General features: G+C 66.8%; 14 protein-coding genes. 4 read left to right on the plus strand and 10 right to left on the minus strand.

The genetic code is table 11. The features are described from left to right. Window positions 1-24: 24 nt before the first annotated feature. On the plus strand, window positions 25-1098 hold the full coding sequence (gene pstS, locus FHS28_RS09510; RefSeq protein WP_184294474.1) for a phosphate ABC transporter substrate-binding protein PstS: 1074 nt from the start codon (window positions 25-27) through the stop codon (window positions 1096-1098). An 84-nt stretch (window positions 1099-1182) separates the two neighbouring features. Here pstS and FHS28_RS09515 read toward each other — a convergent pair whose 3' ends face one another. The 8 genes from FHS28_RS09515 to def form a co-directional block, all read right to left on the minus strand. Then, window positions 1183-2376 (minus strand): phosphoglycerate kinase, encoded by a 1194-nt coding sequence (locus FHS28_RS09515; RefSeq protein WP_088454532.1) that lies wholly within the window; start codon window positions 2374-2376, stop codon window positions 1183-1185. Between the two features lie 95 nt (window positions 2377-2471). Further along, a complete protein-coding gene (locus FHS28_RS09520; RefSeq protein WP_088454531.1) occupies window positions 2472-2801 on the minus strand; it encodes a branched-chain amino acid transport AzlD family protein in 330 nt (109 codons plus the stop codon). Next, the gene (locus FHS28_RS09525) at window positions 2798-3535 is read right to left on the minus strand and encodes an AzlC family ABC transporter permease (protein WP_088454530.1); all 738 of its coding nucleotides are present in this window, start codon (window positions 3533-3535) and stop codon (window positions 2798-2800) included. Before FHS28_RS09525 ends, FHS28_RS09520 begins: the two co-directional genes overlap by 4 nt. A 238-nt stretch (window positions 3536-3773) precedes the next feature. After that, complete coding sequence (locus tag FHS28_RS09530; RefSeq protein WP_184294477.1) at window positions 3774-4538, minus strand: head GIN domain-containing protein; 765 nt, start codon at window positions 4536-4538, stop codon at window positions 3774-3776. Between the two features lie 124 nt (window positions 4539-4662). Further along, the gene (locus FHS28_RS23860) at window positions 4663-5181 is read right to left on the minus strand and encodes a hypothetical protein (RefSeq protein ID WP_221193862.1); all 519 of its coding nucleotides are present in this window, start codon (window positions 5179-5181) and stop codon (window positions 4663-4665) included. A 37-nt stretch (window positions 5182-5218) separates the two neighbouring features. Continuing rightward, window positions 5219-6052 carry a zinc metalloprotease HtpX gene (gene htpX, locus FHS28_RS09540; RefSeq protein WP_088454528.1) on the minus strand — a complete coding sequence of 278 codons (834 nt, stop codon included), beginning with the start codon at window positions 6050-6052 and terminating at the stop codon, window positions 5219-5221. A gap of 178 nt (window positions 6053-6230) precedes the next feature. Further along, window positions 6231-7190 carry a methionyl-tRNA formyltransferase gene (gene fmt, locus FHS28_RS09545; RefSeq protein WP_088454584.1) on the minus strand — a complete coding sequence of 320 codons (960 nt, stop codon included), beginning with the start codon at window positions 7188-7190 and terminating at the stop codon, window positions 6231-6233. A gap of 92 nt (window positions 7191-7282) precedes the next feature. Further along, a complete protein-coding gene (def, locus tag FHS28_RS09550; protein WP_088454527.1) occupies window positions 7283-7798 on the minus strand; it encodes a peptide deformylase in 516 nt (171 codons plus the stop codon). 214 nt (window positions 7799-8012) lie between these two features. On the opposite strand from def, the gene FHS28_RS09555 reads away from it, so the two are divergent. The 3 genes from FHS28_RS09555 (at window position 8013) to FHS28_RS09570 (ending at window position 11047) form a co-directional block, all read left to right on the plus strand. Beyond that, the gene (locus FHS28_RS09555) at window positions 8013-9167 is read left to right on the plus strand and encodes a LysM peptidoglycan-binding domain-containing protein (protein WP_088454526.1); all 1155 of its coding nucleotides are present in this window, start codon (window positions 8013-8015) and stop codon (window positions 9165-9167) included. Window positions 9168-9243: 76 nt separating this feature from the next. Further along, window positions 9244-10521, plus strand: coding sequence for a DNA-processing protein DprA (gene dprA, locus FHS28_RS09560; RefSeq protein WP_088454525.1), 1278 nt, complete (start codon window positions 9244-9246; stop codon window positions 10519-10521). A gap of 73 nt (window positions 10522-10594) precedes the next feature. After that, window positions 10595-11047, plus strand: a complete 453-nt coding sequence (locus tag FHS28_RS09570; RefSeq protein ID WP_088454524.1) for a Smg family protein — start codon at window positions 10595-10597, stop codon at window positions 11045-11047. Between the two features lie 148 nt (window positions 11048-11195). Here FHS28_RS09570 and FHS28_RS09575 read toward each other — a convergent pair whose 3' ends face one another. Continuing rightward, window positions 11196-13670 carry a DUF1631 family protein gene (locus FHS28_RS09575; protein ID WP_088454523.1) on the minus strand — a complete coding sequence of 825 codons (2475 nt, stop codon included), beginning with the start codon at window positions 13668-13670 and terminating at the stop codon, window positions 11196-11198. 34 nt (window positions 13671-13704) lie between these two features. Beyond that, a complete protein-coding gene (gene secF, locus FHS28_RS09580; protein WP_088454522.1) occupies window positions 13705-14748 on the minus strand; it encodes a protein translocase subunit SecF in 1044 nt (347 codons plus the stop codon). Window positions 14749-14770 lie beyond the last annotated feature (22 nt).

The following is a 14770-nucleotide window of genomic DNA, read 5'->3' on the forward strand; positions in this document are numbered from 1 at the left end:
GCCACTGCTTTGGTCACCGCTTCCGTGAGGTTCGCTCCCAGCGCCAACGACCGTGGCCACTGGCTGCGCCCGCTGCTGATGGGCGCCCTGCTCACCCTGGCCGGTCATGCGTTTGCCCAGGTGCAAGGCGCCGGCGCGTCCTTCCCGTCGCTGGTCTACGGACGCTGGGCCGCTGCTTATGAAAAGACCAGCGGTGGCCAACCGGTCCTCTACAAGGCCACCGGCTCGGGCGACGGCATCAAACGCATCAGTGCCCGCGAGGTGCAGTTTGGCGGCAGCGATTCGCCGCTGTCGGCGGACGAGCTAACCAAGCGCCATCTGGTGCAGATCCCCATGCTGGTGGGCGGCATCGTGCCGGTGGTGCAGCTGCCGAGCGTGCCGGAAGGCCGCCTGCAATTGAGCGGCGAGGTGCTGGCCGACCTGATGGCCGGCCGCATCCGTCAATGGAACGATCCGCGCATCGTGGCGCTGAATCCGGGACTGCCGTTGCCCGCCCTGGCCGTGCGCCGCGTGGTGCGTGCGGACAAGTCCGGCACCAGCGAGGGCTTCACCCGTTATCTGAGCGAGGTGTCGCCCAACTTTGCTTCGGAGGTTGGCGCCAATGCCTTGCCCAAGTGGCCGGGAGAGGTGGAACGCGCCGAAGGCAATGACGGCATGGTCAAGGCGTTGAAGGCGGCGCCGGGGTCGCTGGCGTATGTGAGCTACGACCGGGTGCAGGCGGAACGCCTCAATGCCGTCAAGCTGCGCAACGCGGCCGGCCAATGGGTGAGCGCGAATGAAGCCGGCTTCCGTGCGGCCATTGCCGAGAGCGATCTGTCCCGTCGCGGGGACGATCTGGCGTCGCTGATGAACCGGCCCGGCGCCACCAGCTGGCCCATCACCATGACCAGCTTCATCCTGATCGATGCGACGCCGCCCAAGGGCGATGAGGCCTCACCGGTGATGCGCTTCCTCTACTGGTGCTTCATGCACGGGGACGACCTGACCCGCGGCACCGGCTTTGCACCGCTGCCGCTGACGCTCCAGTCCAAGCTGGCGGCACGCTTCGGTACGGTGAAGGCGCAGGACGGCAAGACGCCGATCTATCAGGCGATGTGAAACGGCCAGCGGCCCCTCCCGGGGCCGCTGTGCCATTCCATGAGCGGTGGCGCGCGCCGCGAAACGGCGCGGGGCGTGACGAACTCAGCCCGCAGCGCGGCGGCTGAGGATCTCGAAGGCCGGCAGGGTCTTGCCTTCCAGCACTTCCAGGAAGGCACCGCCGCCGGTGGAGATATAGCCCACATCCTTCTCGATGCCGTACTTGGCAATGGCCGCCAGGGTGTCACCCCCCCCGGCAATCGAGAAGGCGTCCGACGCCGCAATGGCGCGGGCAATCGTCTCGGTGCCATGGGCAAACGCATCGAACTCGAACACGCCCACCGGGCCGTTCCACACGATGGTGCCGGCAGCCTTGAGCTGCTCCGCCAGCTGAGCAGCGGTCTTGGGGCCGATGTCCAGGATCAGGTCGTCCGCCGCGACCTCGGTCGCCGCCTTGACGGTGGCCGGCGCATCGGCGGCAAAGGCCTTGGCCGTCACCACATCCACCGGGATCGGCACGGCCGCGCCGCGCGCCTTCATCGCTTCAATCACCGCCCTGGCTTCGTCCAGCAGGTCCGGCTCCGCCAGCGACTTGCCGATCGACAGGCCAGCGGCCAGCATGAAGGTGTTGGCAATGCCGCCCCCCACAATCAGGCCGTCCACATTGGCCGACAGCGACTTCAGGATGGTCAGCTTGGTCGACACCTTGGAACCGGCCACGATCGCCACCAGCGGACGCTTGGGATTGGCCAGGGCCTTGGTGATGGCGTCGATTTCCGCGGCCAGCAGCGGGCCGGCGCAGGCGATCTTGGCGAACTGGGCAATGCCGTAGGTGGACGCTTCCGCGCGGTGAGCCGTGCCGAAGGCATCGTGCACGAAGATGTCGCACAGGGCGGCCATCTTGCGGGCCAGCGCTTCGCTGTTTTTCTTCTCACCCTTGTTGACGCGGCAGTTTTCCAGCAACACGACCTGGCCCGGCGCCACGTCCACGCCGTCCACCCAGTCGGCCTTCAGCGGCACCTCACGACCGAGCAGTTCGCTCAATCGGCGGGCCACCGGTGCCAGCGAGTCTTCCGGCTTGAATTCACCTTCGGTCGGCCGACCGAGATGGGACGTGACCATCACGGCAGCGCCCGCCTTCAGTGCCATCTCGATGGCCGGGATACTGGCCCGCACGCGGGTGTCCTCGGTAATCTCGCCCGCATCGTTGAGCGGCACGTTGAGGTCAGCACGGATGAACACACGCTGCTGATCGACCTTGCCGGCACTGATCAGGTCGGCGAAACGCAAGACATTCATGGTGGATAGGCTGAAGTTGTGGGAAATCGAATTGGGGCGAAGCTTACCAAGACGTGGCACCCCACTCGTTCAGGCCCGCGTCCGAAACCAGGGACTCACCAGCCCAGGCCGATGCGCAGGGCCAGCATCACCACGGTGCCGCTGACGATGGTGCCGAGAATGCCGCGCTTCCAGAAGAAATAGGCCGTGGCCACGGCGGTGGCGTAGAGCCGCGCGTCCTTCCAGGTGGAGACCAGCTCGCCCTGCGTCATGACGATCTCCGGCACGATCACCGCCGCCAGCGCGGCCAGCGGCGCGTAACGCAGGCCGTCGCGCAGCCAGTCGGGCATCGGCACTTCGCGCTCGGGTATGAGGAAGAAGCCGCGCGTGAGCACGGTGATCAGCGCCATGCCGGCGATGCCCAGCAAGGTTTCCCAGAGGCTCATGCAGCCCTCCCGCGCTGGCCGTCCGTGTTCGGCGCCCAGCGTTCCATCATGAGACCCGCCGCCACCGCGGCGGCAATCGCCACCAGGATGTTGAGCCGCAGCGGCAGGCCGTACGCCGCCACCGCCGCGCAAGCGGCCACCGCCGCCGACACCCAGGTGTTGCGGTTGCCCAGCAGCGAATAACTCAGCCCCAGCAGCGCCAGAACGCCTGCAAAGCCCAGGCCCCAGTTCGTCGGAATGCGGTCCGCGAGGAAGATGCCCGCAATCGCCGGCACCTGCCAGGCAAACCAGTTGATGGCGACCCCGCCCCAGAAGTACGGCACCTGCCGTTCTGGGTCGGGCTTCATGTCGGGGAAGCGCTTGAGGAAAGCGACGTAGTTGAGGTCGGCCGCGAAGTAAGCCATCCACAGACGCTGGCCGCGAGGCAGCGGTGCCAGATAGTGGCGCCACTGGGTGCTGAAGATGACGAAGCGCAGATTCACGCAGAAGGAGGTGGCCCAGAGCACCCACAGCGGTGCGCCGCTGGCCAGCAGCGGCAGCGAGGCCAGCTGCGAGCTGCCCGCAAACACCACCAGGCTCATAAAGAGCGCCATGCCGACGCTCAGGCCGCTCTTGACCATCGCCACGCCGGTCACCAGCCCCCAGGCGGAAATGCCCAGGGTAATGCCCAGCATGTCGCGGGCCCCTTGCCGGAATTCAGGATGTCGCCAGTGCGCGGGAATGTGGTCGGCCATGCCCGGATTGTCCGCCCTGGCCTGCAGGAGGTGTCGCCCGTCGCCCACGATGGATTGGGGACAGTTCCGACATTCGCCCGTCGTCGGAGTGGCGCCCCCCCGCGCGGGCGGCCTTCATCAGTGCGATTGCCGTTCGAGCCGGCATCAAGACATCACGCCAGAAGCACAGCGGCCCCGCATCCGAAGTGCGGGCCGCTTCCCGCGCAGCGTGTCGTGAGGGTCCGGCCTGCGCTGTGCGTCAGTTCTTCAGACGACGGACCGTGCCGGAGCCTGCGTTGGACATGCTGATCTCCGGATTGCCGACATAACCGACGTCGCCCGAACCCGCGATGCTCACATCCAGGCGGCGACGCGCCTGGACCGTCACGTCACCGCTGCCGGCGATGCTGACCTTGGCATCTTCCACCGAGAGTTCGCGGGCTTTCACATCACCGCTGCCGGTGACGTTGACCGCCAGTGAGGCGGCCTTGCCGTTGGCGGCGATGTCCCCGCTGCCGGACACCCGCAGACCGATACGGTCCGCTTCCACGCCCATCAGCCGGATGTCGCCACTGCCGGCGATGCTGGCATCCATGGACCCGCTGGTCTTCACGCCCTCCACCCGGATCTCGCCGGAGCCGCTGATGGACACGCCGCGGAGATCCCGCACGTCGATGGTGATGATGGGCGTGGTGCCACTGTTCAGCTGGAAGCCCCGCTTGGCGGAGATTTCCAGCGTACGGCCCGCGCGACCGCTCACCACGCGGGTTTCCAGATACGGCAGCAGGTTGCTGTCGGTACGCACCTCCACCTTGTCGGCGCTGCCCTGGCGGACCATGACCCTGAAGCTGCTGGACAAGGCCACCGCTTCAAAGCCTTCGACCTCGCGGCGCTCGGTGGTCACGTCTCCATTGCCTTCCACCCGCTGGGAGCCGCCAAAGCTCCAGGACCAGGCGTGGGCCGAGCCGGCGGCGGCCAGTCCCAGCAGCGTGAGGGCGAAGCAGCGGCGTGTGGTCTTGTTCATGAGTGCGATCTCCTGGATTCGGAATGATCGCATCTTCGGCCCAGGCCCCGGGTCGGGACCAGCCCCGGGTGACGAACTGCGCCAGCGCGGGGACGAAGTGCAGACGAGCGGGAAAGGCGGTGGGTCAGTTGCCGCTTTTGCCCTTGCCGGACTTCTCGGGCTTCTCGGCCTTGTCCGACTTCTCGCCCTTGTCGCCCTTGTCACCCTTGCCCTTGGCAGGCGGCTCGTCTTCTTCGGACGGGGAGGCGCTGTCGGCCGGCTTGCTGGCGGCGCCATGTGCCACCAGCGGCTTGGTGCCTTCCAGCTTGTTCTCTCGCATGTATTCGTCCATCTCGCGCCAGCCGTCATACACCGCGGCCTTCTGGGCCTTGGGGTTCAGGGCATAGCAGTCTTCGATGGCCCGCATGGCATTGCGACAGGCACCGCCGATGGCCTTGCCTTCGGCTTCCTTGGCCGCCGCCACCTTGGCCGGGTCTTCGATGCCGAGCTGGTCGCAGCCCGTCGTCAGCAGCGCGACCGCGAGTGCGGCGGGCCACAGCGCCAGGCGACGGCAGAGAGTCGCCGAAGACGCCAATGACGCCAAAACAGGGGCCGCGGAGGCTGAACCGAAGGGAAAGGACAGGGGCGCACTGAGCTTCATCATGTCGATATCGGCCGGGCGTGACGCCCCTTGAGTCCGGTTACCTGCGCACCATCGCCATCAGGCGCGCAATGCGTTCCTCGGTCGAGGGGTGCGTGCTGAACAGGCCGCGCAGTCCCCCGCCCGAGAGCGGGTTCATGATCATCATCTGGGCCGTTTCCGGATGGCGTTCGGCCGTTTCCAGAGGAATGCCCTGAGCATAGCGGTGGATCTTGTCCAGCGCTGCGGCCAGCGCCTGCGGATCCCCGGAGATTTCCGCGCCGCCACGGTCGGCTTCGAATTCGCGAGCGCGGCTGATGGCCATCTGGATCAGGCTGGCGGCGATCGGCGCCAGGATGGCCACCAAGGGATTGGCCGGCCGGCCTTCACTGTCGCGGCCGCTGAAGAACACCGCGAAGTTAGCCAGGGCCGAGATCGCACCGGCCATGGTCGCGCTGATGGTCGAGATCAGGATGTCGCGATTTTTCACGTGCGCCAGCTCGTGGGCCATGACGCCGCGCAATTCCCGCTCGCTCAGCACCCGCAGGATGCCGGTGGTCGCCGCCACGGCAGCGTTCTCGGGATTGCGGCCCGTGGCGAAAGCATTGGGCGCGTCTTCCTGGATCAGGTAGACCTTGGGCATCGGCAGCTGCGCGCGCTGGGCCAGCTCCTGCACCATGCGGTAGAACTGCGGCGCGCTGCGCTCGTCCACCTCCTGGGCGTTGTACATCTTCAGCACCAGCTTGTCGGAGAACCAGTAGCTGAAGAAGTTCATGGCCAGCGCAAACAGCAGCGCAATCACCATGCCCTGCTGACCTCCGATGACGGAACCAATCACCACAAACAGCGCGGTGATGGCGGCCATCAGGATGGCGGTCTTCATCAGGTTGAACATGGCTCTCTCCTCAATCCTCACAACACACGGACACGGACACCGGTGACAGTACACCGTCCTGGTGAACCATGTGACGGCGACGCGGCGGGCTTCAAGTCGGAAGGACCTGACGATCGGTTCGCTTTATACGAATGAAAGCGACGGTCCACTTCGAGAAAGCAAAGGGCGGCCGGATATGTCAGCCAAGCCGCTCGCCTGCCTTCAGCGGTCGCGACTGCAAAAATGCGGCGGCGGGCAGACGTTTGCCGCCCGCGCGCTGCAGCTCCAGCAGGCGCACCGCGCCTTGTCCGCAGGCCACCACGGGGCCGTCTGCCGAGACCGACAGGATCTCCCCAGGCGCGGCATTCGCGCCCGTCGGTCTCTCCATGTCTTCGGCCCGCCATACCTTCAGCGGTTCGCCGTCGAGTTGCGCCACACCGCCGGGGAACGGATCAAACGCTCGCAGCCGGCGCGCGATCTGCGCAGCGCTCTCATCCCAGCGAATCTGGCTCTCGGCCTTGTCGATCTTGTGGGCGTAGGTGACGCCTGCGTCCGGTTGCGGCCGCGGCTGCAGACGCCCGGTGGCCGCCTGGATGAGCGCAGTGAGGATCAACCGGCCGCCCATCACCGCCAGGCGGTCGTGCAATCGCTCGGTGGTGTCGTCCGCATGAATCGGCTCACGCGCTTCCACCAGCATGTCGCCAGTGTCCAGGCCTTCGTCCATCTGCATGATGGTGATGCCGGTCTCCGCATCACCGGCCTCGATGGCACGGTGAATCGGCGCGGCGCCACGCCAGCGTGGCAGCAACGAGGCATGGATGTTGAGACAGCCCAGACGCGGCGTGGTCAGCACCCAGCGGGGCAGGATCAGCCCGTAGGCCGCCACCACCAGCACATCGAGCCGGGCGGCTTCCAGAGCCACCTGGCCGGCTTGCGCTTCGTCCGGGAACTTGCCGTCCAGCCGCAGGCTGCGGGGCTGCGCCACCGGCAACTGATGCTGCACGGCCAGCTGCTTCACCGGCGACGCCTGCAGCTTCATGCCGCGTCCGGCGGGCCGGTCCGGCTGGCTCATCACCAGCGGCACGGTGACGCCGGCCGTCAACAGCGCCTGCAAGGCCACCGCTGCAAATTCCGGCGTGCCGGCGAAGCCAACCCGCAAACCGCGCAGGGCACTCAGGTCGCCCGCGTCCGGAGGATCGTTCGCCCAGACATCATTCACGGCACCTTCGGGCTGGCCTGGCGTCGCGGACATCAACGGACCTTCGCGTCTTCGCGTGCTTTTTTCACGAGCTTGGTCTTGATGCGCTCCCGCTTGAGGGGGCTCAGGTATTCCACGAACACCTTGCCGGCCAGATGATCCATCTCATGCTGGACGCAGACGGACAGCAGGCCTTCCGCATCGAACTGGAAAGTGTGGCCGTCGCGGTCCAGGGCCTGGACGGTGACCTTGCGATGGCGCATGACCTTGTCGTAGATGGTCGGGACGGAGAGGCAGCCCTCTTCGCCTTCGATCAGGTCATCGCTCTTGAACACCAGTTCCGGATTCACCAGCACCAGCGGCTGATCGCGTTCTTCCGAGACATCCATCACGAGAACGCGCTCATGCACATCCACCTGAGTGGCGGCCAGTCCCACCCCTTCGGCGGCGTACATGGTTTCGAGCATGTCGTCCGCCAAGTGACGGATACGGTCGTCCACGACGGCCACGGGCTGAGCCACGGTATGCAGTCGAGGATCGGGGTAACGAAGAATGTTGAGTTTGGACATGATGTGGACGTGTGCGCTTGTGGACACAACACAACGCCGGTTTGTAAGGGCTTGCAAGCGGGGGCGGCTCCCTTCATTGCGGGTACCCCTGAATCTGGGCAGAATCGCCGCCAGCGACCAGCGGATTTTCGCCGATTTGGGATCAACTGCCGCTCGCTCGCTGAAAGCGCCACTGGCCACGAGGGGCCTTCACTACGGCGCAGGAGAACAAGGAATGACGCAACGGCGGCCGCTGGGCTTGACGACCATTTATGCAGCGCTGCTCGCCGGCGCTCTCACCTGCGCGCCTGCAATGGCCGCGGGTGACTACCCCATCACGCCCAAGCAGCGCGACACGGCTCAAAAGGTGGCACAGGCCGGCGTTCCGCTGTCGGAACTGGCCCCGAATGCGCCGGACAGCTACACGGTGAAGCGCGGCGACACGCTCTGGGGGATCTCAAGCATCTTCCTGAAGTCTCCGTGGCGCTGGCCCGAGCTCTGGGGCATGAACACCGACCAGATCAAGAACCCCCACCTGATCTATCCGGGTCAGGTGCTGTTCCTGGTCAAGGCGGACGGCCGCGCCCGTCTGCAGCTGGGTCGCGACGTGGGCGGCACCAACGGCGACGTGAAGCTGTCGCCGCGCGTGCGCTCCACCGGCCTGGATGATGGCTCCATCACCTCCATCCCGCAGCACCTGATCGAGCCGTTCCTGAACGAAGCGATCATCCTGAACACCGACGAACTGGCTACCGCGCCGCGCGTCGTGGCGGCTCAGGAAAACCGGGTGATGATGGCCAAGGGTGAACTGGCCTATGCCCGCGGTGAGTTCACCAACGGCGACACCGAATACCGCATCTTCCGTCAGGCCAAGCCGCTGGTGGATCCGGTCACCAAGGAAGTGCTGGGCTACGAAGCCGCCTACGTCGGCACGGCAGATGTCGTGCGTCCGGGCAGCAATGCCGGCGGCGCGAATGAAGTGCCCACCACACTGAAGATCGGCCTGGTTCGCCAGGAAGTCAACGTGGGCGACCGTCTGGCTCCCATCCCGGCGCGCGGCTACACCAGCTATGTGCCGCATGCCCCCGCCAATCCGGTGGACGGCTTCGTGGTGTCCGTCTACGGGGACGCGATCAATGCCGGCCAGAACCAGATCGTGGCCATCAACCGCGGCAGCGCGGACGGCATGGAAAAGGGTCACGTGCTGGCGCTGTGGCGCTCCGGCCGTACGGTGCGCGACACCACCACGGCCACCAAGGACCTCATCCGCCTGCCGGATGAGCGTCACGGCACTGCGTTTGTGTTCCAGGTCTTTGACCGGGTCTCGTACGCTCTGGTGCTGACGGTGCAGGAGCCGGTGACGGCGGGCGACCGCATCACTCAGCCCTGATCCCAGGCGCGATCCCAGACGTGATCGTTGCGTGAATCAGCAGCCCTAGCGGTGTGACCCTCCGGCGCCAACAGCCATGCAGCACGAGGACCTTCGGACCTGGCTGCATCTGCTGGACAGCGTCGGACGCGCCGCTGCACGGCGGCTGCTGACGCGCCACGGTGACCCCGCCGCGGTGCTCAAGGCGGGCCCGTCCGGCTGGACGGGTCTGATCACCGCAGCCGAAGCCCAGCGCCTGCGGGAAGGCCCGCCCAAGCTGGAACAGGTCTGGCAACGCACCCTCGCGTGGCTGGACGCCGCCCCCTCCCACAGCATCCTGCTGCTGGGCGACCCCGACTACCCCCCTGCCCTGCTCCACACCGCGGACCCGCCGCTGATGCTTTATCTCGACGGACGTCGGGAACTGCTCGGCCGGCGTGCGGTGGCGGTGGTGGGCAGCCGTCATCCGACCCCGCAAGGGGAGGACAACGCCCGTCAGTTCGCCGCCGGACTGGGTCACGCAGGCTTCTGTGTGGTCTCCGGACTCGCCACCGGCATCGACGGCGCGGCGCATGAGGCGGCGCTCAACACCGCCGGCAGCACCATCGCCGTGCTGGGCACCGGCATCGATCAGGTCTACCCGCTGTCGCATGAAGCGCTGGCCCGGCACATCAGCCGGCGCGGGCTGCTGGTGAGCGAGTATTTCGTCGGCACACCGCCGCTCTCGCCCAACTTCCCCCAGCGCAATCGCATCATTGCGTCGCTGGCGGAAGGCTGCCTGGTGGTGGAGGCGGCCATGAAATCCGGATCCTTGATCACCGCGCGCATGGCCAGCGAGGCCGGGCGGGAGGTGTTTGCGATTCCAGGCTCCATCCATGCGGCGCAGTCCCGTGGATGCCATCATCTGCTCAAGCAGGGGGCCTGTCTGGTCCAGACGCTGGACGACCTGCTGTGTGAGCTGCCGCCGATGACCCCTGCGGCTGGCACCGCACCGGGCGGCGCCGGCCATGGCAAGCCTGACGCTTCCCGGCGCTTCATGGCCTCCAACCCGGCCGGACCATCCCGCGCGTCCAGCGACGAAGCTGCCGACGCGGCCTGCGAGGGCACGCCGGTAGACGAATGGGAAACGCCGCTGGACCGACCGGCGGCCCACACGCTGGGCACGCGGCTGGAGGATGCAGACGACACGCCCGATCCCTCGCTGGAGCACCCCGTCCTGCGCGCCCTCGGCCATGACCCCCTGACGCTGGACCAGCTCGGCCAGCGCACCGGCTGGCCGGTGGAATCACTCTCCGCCGCCCTGCTCGATCTGGAACTCGACGGCCAGGTGGCGCGTCTGCCCGGCGCCCGGTATCAGCGGCGGGTCCGGGCCTGATCCGGGAATATCCGCGCGCGGGCCCTTTCATTTCGCTCCGGAGGGGTTTGGGGCCCTGGGGTATAGTGCCCTCATGTTTGACGTGCTCGTCTATCTGTACGAAACCTATTGGCGGCCGGACGCCTGCCCGGATCACGCCCAGCTGACCCGGAAACTGTCAGCCGTCGGGTTCGAAGACGACGAGATCCGTGATGCCCTGTCCTGGCTGGACGGGTTGGCTGCCTCGGCGCAGTCGCATCACGCTGAACCGGGTGAGCGCAGCCTGCGCATCTACTCCCGCGACGAACAGGAACACCTGGGTGACGCCTCGATGGGCTTCATCAGTTTTCTTGCCTCCGCCGGCGTTCTGCCCACCGCCATGCGCGAGATGGTCATCGACCGCGCCATGGCCATCCCCGGCGGTCCGCTGGACCTGGAGGACCTGAAGATCATCGTGCTGATGGTGTTCTGGAGCCTGGGCGAAGAGCCGGACGCACTGATCCTGGACGAGCTGTTCGTGGCGCCGGAAGAGCGCCTGATCCACTGATCCCAGGCTTTTGGCGCACCGCGTGCGCATCCAGTGGCGCTTGATGCAGCGATGGCGCCACAGTCCAACTGAAACAGACGCATCAGACGAAACAAAAAGCCTCAGGCATGACTTGCGCTGAGGCTTTTTTTCATGGGCGCTGCGAGCGTCAGGCCAGCAGCCGCGTGGGATCCACTTCGAGCTTGGCCAGGGCGTTGCGGGTGGCCTTGACGGTGAGGGATTCGTCCTGGGCCGGCACCATCAGGCCCGCCTGCAGGAAGGCCCCGAGACGGTTGAGCTGGAACAGCACCCCGCGGCCCTGCGGCGACACGAACAGAATCAGATGGTGGCGCATGCCGCGCCAGACCAGCTGCACCGGCTCGACGCGGTTGCGGTAGTCCAGCATGTACCAGCTGCCCACCTGCAGCTCCCGGGCCCAGGCCTGCATGGCCGGTGTCGGCGGCGTGCCGCCTTCGGCCACCACTTCCAGGCCGTCGACCTCGTGGCTGGACAGGTCCCGCACCAGGGATTCGTTGATCTCGACGCCGGCTTCGGTGCTGGGCAGCATCGCTTCCAGCGTCTCGAGCTGGCTCATCAGCTCATCCAGCCGCTCGCGCGGAATCGCCGCCGTCTTGGCGGTGAAGGCTGCCGCCAGGGCATTGTTGAGGGAGCGGATCTGCTCGTCCTGACGCTCGGCGGTCATGCCGGCGTGGCCCATGCCGTCGCGCAGGGTCTTGAGCAGCGGCGGCAGACGGCGAATGACTTCGGCACGGTCCTCGCGGGAGACCTTCGCGCTGGCGGACCAGATCAGGTCCGCTGCGGCGCGTTTCATCAGCTTGGTCTGGTCCGCCTGCGGGCCGTAGCGCACGCCGGTCACCGCAAGCACGTCCGCCCAGATCTGGAAGAGGAAGTCGCGCACGCCGTCCTGCACCGGCACCTCGGACAGCATCTTGCGCAGTTCGATGGTGTACTGGATGGCCAGCGTCTCGCGCTGCTCCACCTGCTGGGCCAGCGAAACGCCCTTGCGGGAGACTTCGTTTTCCTGCTGGAAATAGTGGTCGAGGAACTTCTCGAATTCGGTCAGCACCGTCTGGAAGACACGGCGGCCGGTGTCCGGATAGGCTTCCACCACCTGGACCACCCGTTTGATCTCGCGCTCCAGGGCGTCGCCAATGTCGGCGGCGGAGGCACTGAAACCCATCACGCAGGCGCCCATGCGGTCGATCAGACGCCGGGCGGGATGGTCTTCGGCGGCAAAGAAGTCGGGTTCACTGATGGCCACGCGCAGCACCGGCATCTGCAGCCGGGCGAACCAGACCCGCAGGGCCGGCGGAATGCGCTCTTCCTGCAGGATGGCCTGGAACAGCAACGCCACCAGTTCGATGGTGGCGCGTTCCGCGGGCGTGTCGGCGGCCTGTTTCAGCGCCGACTTGAGCACCTGATTGCGCTGGCGGATTTCGTCCAGCGCCTGGGGTGCGGTCATCTGGATGTCCACGCCGGGCGCTTCCGCCTGCTCCGCACGGCGCTGCACCGTTTCCTGGGCCATGTTGATGGCGGCTCCCAGACGCTGGGAGTGGCGGGACATCGGCGCGCCCATCTGGCTGGGGCTGCCCCCGTGGACCGTGGGTCGGCCGCCGAGGTGACCGCCCATCTGGGACGGCCGCGCAGGCATGGTAGGTGCGGCTGCGGCTGCGGCGGCACTGCCGTAGGCCGCGGACGGCGGGGACGCTGCGGGCGCGCGGGCCAGCTCCGGCACATGCCGGGCGAGCACCCGCTGCAGCTGGGCCATGACCTGCTGGGCCGACTGGGTGACGGGCGCCACGGCCGGTGGGCCGCTGGCGGCCATCTGCGTCGCACTGGGCGGCGCGATCCCGGCGGCCACGGTTGCCGCATGGCTGGGGGACGAGGCCCCCGGACCATGCGCGGCTGACGCGCCAGGAACACCGGGAGCACCGGGCGCACCAGACGCTGCCGAGGGCGGCAGCGCAGACGCATTGCGCCGGATCAGCGGACGCAGGTCCACCTCCGGCATCACGCCCTGCTGAAGCAGGAGGTGGTTGGCATCGTGATAGGCCTCACTCAGCAGCTGGGAGAGTTCCTGATGCAGCGGGCGCTGCAGCATCTGCCAGACCGAACTGGTAAGGCCGGCTTCGAACCAGGCGTCCAGCACCAGACGGGCCAGCACCTGGCCGCGCAGCAGATCCTGGTGCGGGAGGTCTTCCAGGCCTTCGAGCCGCTGCATGCGGTTGCGCAGGTCGCTGAATTCCCAGCTGGCCTTGTCCATCATCGCCAGGGCCAGACGGGAGGCAATGATTTCCCGCTCGATGGTGTCGTCATCCACCAACGACAGATTCTGCGGACGGCTGGACAGCGAAGCCGACCGCGAATCGCCCGGGCCGTGGTGATACACATGACGCAGCGATTTGCCCAGGCGGGCGTGCCAGGGCGTGGCACAACGCTGCCACGCTTCAAAAGCGTCGCGGCGGGCCATCTGCAGCGCGTGCTCGGCAGGCTGGGACAGCAGGTCCTGCACCGCCGAGGTGAGCGTGGCCACGACGGACGGCAGGCCCCGCAGCAGCACTTCCGTGTGAACGCGCCGCGCCTGGGAAGCCAGTGCCTGTGAACGAGCGTCTGCGGCGGTCATCGAGAAAGAGAGTGGAGAACTGCGGCTGACTCTACTACACCACCGCGCCTGCGTTGGGGTCGTCCGGATCCTCCCGCTTGGCGGACGCCTTCACCAGGTCTTCGCGCTTGACACCCAGCCACATGGCAATGGCGGCGGCCACGAACACGGAGGAGTAGATGCCAAACAGGATGCCGATGGTCAGCGCGACGGCGAAGTAGTGCAGGGTCGGGCCGCCAAACAGCAGCATCGACAGCACCATCATCTGGGTGGAGCCGTGGGTGATGATGGTCCGGCTGATGGTGGAGGTGATGGCGTGGTCGATCACTTCATGGGTATTGAAGGTCCGGTACTTGCGGAACGCTTCCCGGACCCGGTCGAAAATCACCACCGACTCGTTGACCGAATAACCGAGCACCGCCAGCACCGCCGCCAGCACCGCCAGGGAGAACTCCCACTGGAAGTAGGCGAAGAAGCCCAGAATGATCACCACGTCGTGCAGGTTGGCGATGATGCCGGCCACGGCGAACTTCCACTCGAAGCGGAAGGCCAGGTACAGCATGATGCCGATGACGGTGGCCGCCAGCGCGTAAGCGGCGTTGGTCGCCAGCTCGGCGCCCACCGACGGGCCGATCAGCTCGCTCTTGGACAGCGACACGGGCTCTGACTGGCCCGCTCCCTGACCGGCCACGCAGGTGGGTTTGCTGATGGCTTCGCCTTGCGGCGTGACCGACTGATGCTGCTCCACCGTGCCGTTCTCGGCCTTGCACAGGCCATCGAAGACTTTGGTGACGATGACGTCCTGCTTGACGTCCGCCCGCACCGGCAGCCGGATCATCACATCGCGGGCGGTGCCGAAGTTGGTGACCTGCACCTCCCCGAAGCCCATCTGCTCGACCACCTGACGGGTCTTGTTGATGTCCGCCGCCTGGGCGTAGGCCACCTCGATCGAGGTGCCCCCGGTGAATTCGATGGAGAAGTGCAGCCCGCGGGTCAGCAGGAAGAACACCGCAGCGGCAAAGGTCAGGAAGGACACGACGTTGAAGATCAACGCGTGCTTCATGAACGGGATGTCCCGTTTGATTCGGAAAAATTCCATGGCGTGTGCGCTCGCTTGTGAG

This window comes from Roseateles terrae (genome assembly GCF_014192155.1).
GTDB lineage: Bacteria > Pseudomonadota > Gammaproteobacteria > Burkholderiales > Burkholderiaceae_C > Roseateles > Roseateles terrae.